The 6,097-nt window shown below is 49.3% G+C and carries 4 protein-coding genes and 1 pseudogene; 2 read left to right on the top strand and 3 right to left on the bottom strand.

The annotated features are described in order from the left end of the window. Nucleotides 1–296: 296 nt before the first annotated feature. The 3 genes and pseudogenes from LPW40_RS08635 to LPW40_RS08625 form a co-directional block, all read right to left on the bottom strand. Complete coding sequence (locus LPW40_RS08635) at nt 297–1,088, bottom strand: CHAD domain-containing protein (protein WP_230821860.1); 792 nt, start codon at nt 1,086–1,088, stop codon at nt 297–299. 150 nt (nt 1,089–1,238) lie between these two features. Next, nucleotides 1,239–1,763 carry a GrpB family protein gene (locus LPW40_RS08630; RefSeq protein WP_230821859.1) on the bottom strand — a complete coding sequence of 175 codons (525 nt, stop codon included), beginning with the start codon at nt 1,761–1,763 and terminating at the stop codon, nt 1,239–1,241. A 15-nt stretch (nt 1,764–1,778) separates the two neighbouring features. Then, nucleotides 1,779–4,039, bottom strand: a pseudogene (locus tag LPW40_RS08625) (ATP-binding cassette domain-containing protein). A 123-nt stretch (nt 4,040–4,162) separates the two neighbouring features. Here LPW40_RS08625 and LPW40_RS08620 point away from each other — a divergent pair. Further along, nucleotides 4,163–4,744 (top strand): protein-L-isoaspartate(D-aspartate) O-methyltransferase, encoded by a 582-nt coding sequence (locus LPW40_RS08620; RefSeq protein ID WP_230821858.1) that lies wholly within the window; start codon nt 4,163–4,165, stop codon nt 4,742–4,744. Between the two features lie 194 nt (nt 4,745–4,938). Then, the gene (locus tag LPW40_RS08615; RefSeq protein ID WP_230821857.1) at nt 4,939–6,087 is read left to right on the top strand and encodes a hypothetical protein; all 1,149 of its coding nucleotides are present in this window, start codon (nt 4,939–4,941) and stop codon (nt 6,085–6,087) included. Nucleotides 6,088–6,097: the final 10 nt, after the last annotated feature.

Genomic DNA, 6,097 nt, shown 5'->3' with positions numbered 1-6,097 from the left:
GATGGTGTCCCAACTAACATTGTACTACAGAGCACAGGTGTGGCTCTTTATTCTTATTACACAACTATATGGACATAATCGATTTCCGGGTCCCCAAATCGGTTTCGAGGGCAAAATCCGAGCTGCCCAGTGATTTTCACGCCTTCAAATCGGATTCGTCATCCATTTCCGATTTGAACTATGATTTCTCGCTCTCCAAATCGGTTTCAAAGGCAAAGTCCGATTTGTACCCTGATTTCAGCGCCATCAAATCGAAAATAAAAATCTCTGCACAGTCCAATACCGTGCAGAGATTTTTATTTGTCTTGTTCGAGGTCCCTGATCTTCAGGAATAAATCCCGGACCTCTTCATTATCCGCAGCATCGGCATATTCCTCGAGCATCGCTGCATTCACCCGGTGGTCGGTGATTTCCCCGAATTCATCCTGTATCTTTTTGGCTTCCTTGCTGATCTTCTTATGCTCAAGGCCGGTGAGCTTGCCGAGGTACCTGGCCCCGAACCGCAGCTTTTTCGCATCTTTCCTCACTTCATGGACATGCTCATAATCGTTCAGGTCTGTATCCGCATAACCGGCGGCCAGCTTCTCATACTTCTTCTCCAGCCGCTCATGGATGAACGCCTTCAAGTCCTTCTCATCCCTGTACTTCTGTTTGAATTCCAGATTTTCAATCCTCGTCCTGACATCATCAATCTCACTTTCAATATCCTTCTTCTCCACATCCAAAAGCGCCGTCTCCATCTTTTTAAAGCGCTCACCGTTCAAATAAAAGAACATCTCCTGAAAATGTCCGCTCATATCGGGCTCCCGCTTCGCTGTATCGGCACACAACCTGGTCAGCACATCAATCTCACGCAGATCACTGATCACCAGGGCAATGTCCCTCAGCTCGCCATTCAGTTTTTCGTAATCTTCTTTGTACATCGCATGCTTCAGGATATTTAAGACCCCCCTGAGCTTGCGGCAGTCCACCCTCAGCTTATGGACAGTCTCCTCCTGGAAGGGGTTGTTCATGAAGTCTTTATATGACTGCCTGACTTTCCCGGCACGCTTGATCAAAATTTCCTGGACCTCATTCATTTTCATCATCCCTTATACGTCCTGTATTTTTAAACTTATACCCGGAAGCAGAGAGACATTAACGTTTCAAGGGCGTTACTACACATATTCAGGATAGCCTCAAAACACTGTAATAACAGCATCCGCACCCTTATAACACTATGCGTTATAAACCATCATTCAAATGCTGAAGTCATCTTCACACCATCTTATCGCAATCCGTTCCGTCTCTTTGATGAACTTATCTTTCCCCTCCATGTAGCCTCCTATATCGTGGGGGAACCGATCGGCCAGCTGTGATTTTAAATCACCGTACTGTTTGCATACTTCTTCATGATTCCTTAAGTAATCCCTGAAAGACAAATGACGCTTTATATGGTCGCTGCCTGCTTCAAAAAAGTGAATGTTACGGGTGCGGTCGTCGCCGCCTTTTCTAAAATAGCGGCGTCCCGGGATGCCGTATTCACCGAGTGCCTCATATCCGATATCCTGCAGTGCATCATTACAGGAATCAACGGCATCGATAGATTTAACGACCGGCATGATGTCAATGACCGGCTTCGCCTTCAGGCCCGGCACAGAAGTACTGCCGATATGATGGACGGCCGTCAGTTCGTCCCCAAAAATCTGTTCGAACTTCTCTTTTTCCTCTTCGAACATGAGGGGCCACTGTGTATCATAATCCACCACTCTGATGTTCCTCATCAGCCTTCCTCCTTTTTATAGACCGTTGACATAACGCTTCAAATGTTTTGCCGTCACCGATTCCTCCACTTCCAATAAACCCCGCGGCCGTCCGGTATACAAAACTCTGCCGCCGGCTTTCCCAGCGCCGGGGCCGATATCGATCAGCCAGTCTGCGTGTGTCATCATCGTGAGGTTATGCTCCACGATGAGGACCGTGTTGCCCGCTTCAATCAGCTTTTCAAAGCAATTCAGAAGTGTCGGTATGTCCCTTTCATGGAGGCCGGTCGTCGGTTCATCGAAGATATAAATCATGCCGGATGCTTCGCTGTCGAGATGGGAACTGAGCTTCAGCCGCTGCATCTCTCCGCCGGACAGCGTGTCCAGTGACTGTCCGAGCGTCATATACTGCAGGCCGGTCTGTTCAAGATGAAGCAGCCGCTCCCTGACTGTCTGATTCTCCTGGAAGAGATTGATCGCTTCTTCAACGGTCAAAGCCAGTATATCCGCAATCGAATACCCTTCGACTTTTGCTTCAAGCACTTCCGGACGGTATCTTGTGCCCCCGCATACTTCGCACACCTGGCTCATGTCCGCCATGAAGGCGAGTTCGGTCTTGATGATGCCTTTGCCGCTGCATTCCGGGCATGCACCTTCTGAGTTATAGCTGAACATGCTTTTTTAAGTCCGGTCTTCCTGCTGAAAAATGTGCGTATATCATCAAATACATCCATATAAGTCAAAAGGTTCGAGCGGTTGGAAGCCTGGATACTTTTCTGATCGATGAAAATGACCTCTTTCCGGGATTTCAGACCTTCCTTGAGCAGGGTGCTCTTGCCGGATCCTGCCACACCTGTAAACACCGTCATCATTCCGGCCGGTATATCGACGCTGATATTTTCCAGATTGTTCCTCGTGATATTTTTAAGATGGATGAAGTCCTTTATTTCCCTGTCCTTCTTATCCAGCGTATGCACAGTCCGCATCGCCTCCCCGGTCGGTGTGTTGGAGTCAAGCAGTGCCTCATATGTGCCGGTGAATGTGATCTCCCCGCCGGCCTTGCCGGCACCGGGTCCGATATCAATCACGTGATCGGCAATCTTGATCACGTCCGGGTCATGCTCCACGATCAGTACGGTGTTTCCTTTATCACGGATGGAGGTGATGATGTCGTTGATCTTGTCGATATCTTCCGGATGGAGTCCGATGCTCGGTTCGTCGATGATATAGACGAGGTCGGTCAGGGGGCTGTTCAGATGACGGATCAGTTTGATCCTCTGGGACTCCCCGCCGGACAGTGTCGGCGTCTCGCGGTCAAGCGTCAAATAGTTCAGTCCGACATGCTTCAGTGCCTTCAATTGTTTGAGCAGCGGCTCTATGATGTACTTGGCCTTCTCATCTTCCAGCGATTCCAAAAAGGGGATCGCATCCTCAATCGTGAGTGCTGTGAAATCCGCGATGTTCAAGCCGTCAATCTTGCAGGACAGCACTTTTTCATCCAGCCTCTGCCCGTCACACACCGGACATTTCCTGGAAGTCACCACCCGTTCCACATCTGAAAAGAACCGCTTCTTCTCGAAGTTGTCGTTCAATAAAAAAGACCGTCTGAAACGGTGGATCAGCCCTTCGAATTTGGCGGTCCTGGGCCAGTTTTCCGGAGGATTCTTCAACCGTCTCGGCTTCGTGTAAAGGAATGTCTCCATCTCTTCTTCCGTATAGTCTTTCAGCTTCTTATCGTTATCAAATAAGCCGCTGTATAAGTAGCGCTTTCCGCGCCAGCTGTCGGGGCGGAACGACGGGAATTTGATTGCATCCTCGTTCAATGACCTGTCGAAATCCAGCAGCTCATCAAGATCGATATCCTCAACATAGCCGAGCCCCTGGCACCTTTCGCACATGCCGGCCGGGTTATTGAACGAAAACACCGGGGAATAGCCGACGAATGGCTCACCGATGCGGGACCAGAGCAGGCGGACGGATGCATATATATCCGAGATCGTACCGACGGTGGAGCGGGAGTTGCCCCCAAGCCGCTTCTGGTTGATCACCATGGCCACCGGCAGATTCAAAATCTGGTCCACTTCAGGCTTTTCGTACTGCGTCAGCTGATTCTGCACATAAGTTGAATACGTTTCATTCAGCAGACGTTCGGACTCGGCAGCCACCGTATTGAAAACGAGTGACGATTTACCGGAACCGGACCGGCCGGTGAACACCGTCAATTTGTGTTTCGGGATGTCCACGCTGATATTTTTCAAGTTGTTCTGATTTGCACCTTTAATATGTATATGATTCATTACTCTCACCCCGTATAAGAATTTGCTTCGTCTCTATATATTAACCTCAAAATCCAAAATCAAACCCGCTGATGAGGGTATAAGGGTTATAGTACATCAAACAACCATTAAGGGGTGACGGATATGAGATACACCGATGAAGAAATCAGGAAGTATTTCATGCAGCTCGACCGCAGCCGCTTCATCGATGAGCAGAAGGAGCTTGCTGTCCTCGACCGGCCGCTTCCCATCGGCCACGGCCAGACGATTTCGCAGCCTTCCCTTGTCCTCACGATGACATTGAAGCTTGAGCTGGATTCAGAGGATAAAGTTCTCGAGATAGGGACGGGTTCCGGGTTCCAGACGGCGCTGCTCTCAAAATTTTCGCGCTCTGTGTACACTGTGGAGCGCATCAAAACGCTTCATGAGCGTGCCAGGGAAAGGCTCACGGATCTGGGATATCGGAACATCCATTTCCATTACGGCGACGGCCATGAGGGATGGGAGGAACATGCACCTTATGATAAGATCATGGTCACGGCAGCAGCTGAAGAAATGCCGGAAAACCTGATCAACCAGCTCGCGCCGGGCGGCAGGATGATCATCCCGGTCGGCAGCTTCTTCGGACAGGAATTGAAACTGATCGAGAAGGATAAGAAAGGCAGAGTCAGTGAGTCCACCATTGAACATGTCATGTTCGTAAAGTTCAAGAAAAATGTGGAATGAGGGGATGGACCCCGGTAAAATTTTACACCGAAGAGAATTATTTACTGGGGTTCATTTACATACAGGTATACAGTATACAATGGAGACGTTTTCTTTCTTTGAAAACTCATTTTTTTCAGAATTTAACTATTATTCTTCCACCGATGGCTGTATAATGCACTCATTAAATAGAAAACATTTAGGAGTGCTGTATTATGTGGGAAGAACCAATTATCGCGACGGTGGGTATATTCGCACTGCTTGCCCTGGGTGAATACATCTCTGTCCTGTCACGCGCACGAATCCCGACATTGATGACCGCAATGCTCGGTTTCCTGATTTTTACATGGATTGGTGTGTTTCCGGAGAACATACTTGAATTGTCCACGCTTCCGGCCCTCGGTGCGATTTTGATCGGCCCGCTGATCGTCCATATGGGAACGCTCATGCGTTTTGATATACTGAAGTCACAGTGGAAGGCGGTCGTCATTGCGCTTTCGGGTCTCGTCGGTTCACTTACTTTAGTGCTGACCCTGATCACGCTGATGTTTGACTTCCCGACCGCTGCAAGTGGTGTGGGGCCTTTATCCGGCGGCATCGTTGCACTGCTCATCACGAATGAACGGCTGACTGAACTCGGGCTCAGCACTCTGGTCGTCGTCCCCGTGCTCGTCTACGCCTTCCAGGGCGTCGTCGGCATGCCCATTTCGACCTTTTTCATGAAGCGTTACGGCCATTTATTCATGACGGGGCAGGTCAATGTGAAAGACACAGCCAGGATTTCCCTCGAAGAAAAACCCGTGAAGTATAAATTCATGCAGAATAATACCATAAAACTGTTTTTCGTCTTTGTTCTTGCTGCAGTGGGGGTTTATCTCGGGGATGTCACGGGCGTCCACTATACGATCTTCTGTCTAATCCTCGGCATACTGGCACTGAATTTCGGATTCTTCCCGAAAAGTGTGCTTGAATCGGCGAACTCATTCAGCTTCATGATGGTCGCATTGATCTTCGTCATCATCGGCACGATGGCGGATGTCACACCCCAGGATGTCATCAGCAACGTCCCGAGCGTCCTTGCGATACTTGCAATCGGAACTTTCGGCATACTTGCCGGCGGGTTCATCGCCTCAAAAATTGTCGGCTGGCATCCATACAAGGGCATGCCTGTTGCATTGACCGCACTGCTCGGCTTCCCGGCGGACTACATCATATGTGAGGAAGTGGCGCGCAGTGAGACGGATAACCCTGAGGATGAAAATAAATTATTCCAGGAACTTGTGACACCGATGCTGATCGGCGGTTTCGTGACGGTGACTGTGGCATCGATTTTCATAGCGAGCATAGTGATGAACTTAATTTAACGTGAAGGAG

The organism is Salinicoccus halitifaciens (assembly GCF_021026095.1).
Taxonomy (GTDB): domain Bacteria; phylum Bacillota; class Bacilli; order Staphylococcales; family Salinicoccaceae; genus Lacicoccus; species Lacicoccus halitifaciens.
This window is presented reverse-complemented; position numbering and strand designations above follow the sequence as displayed.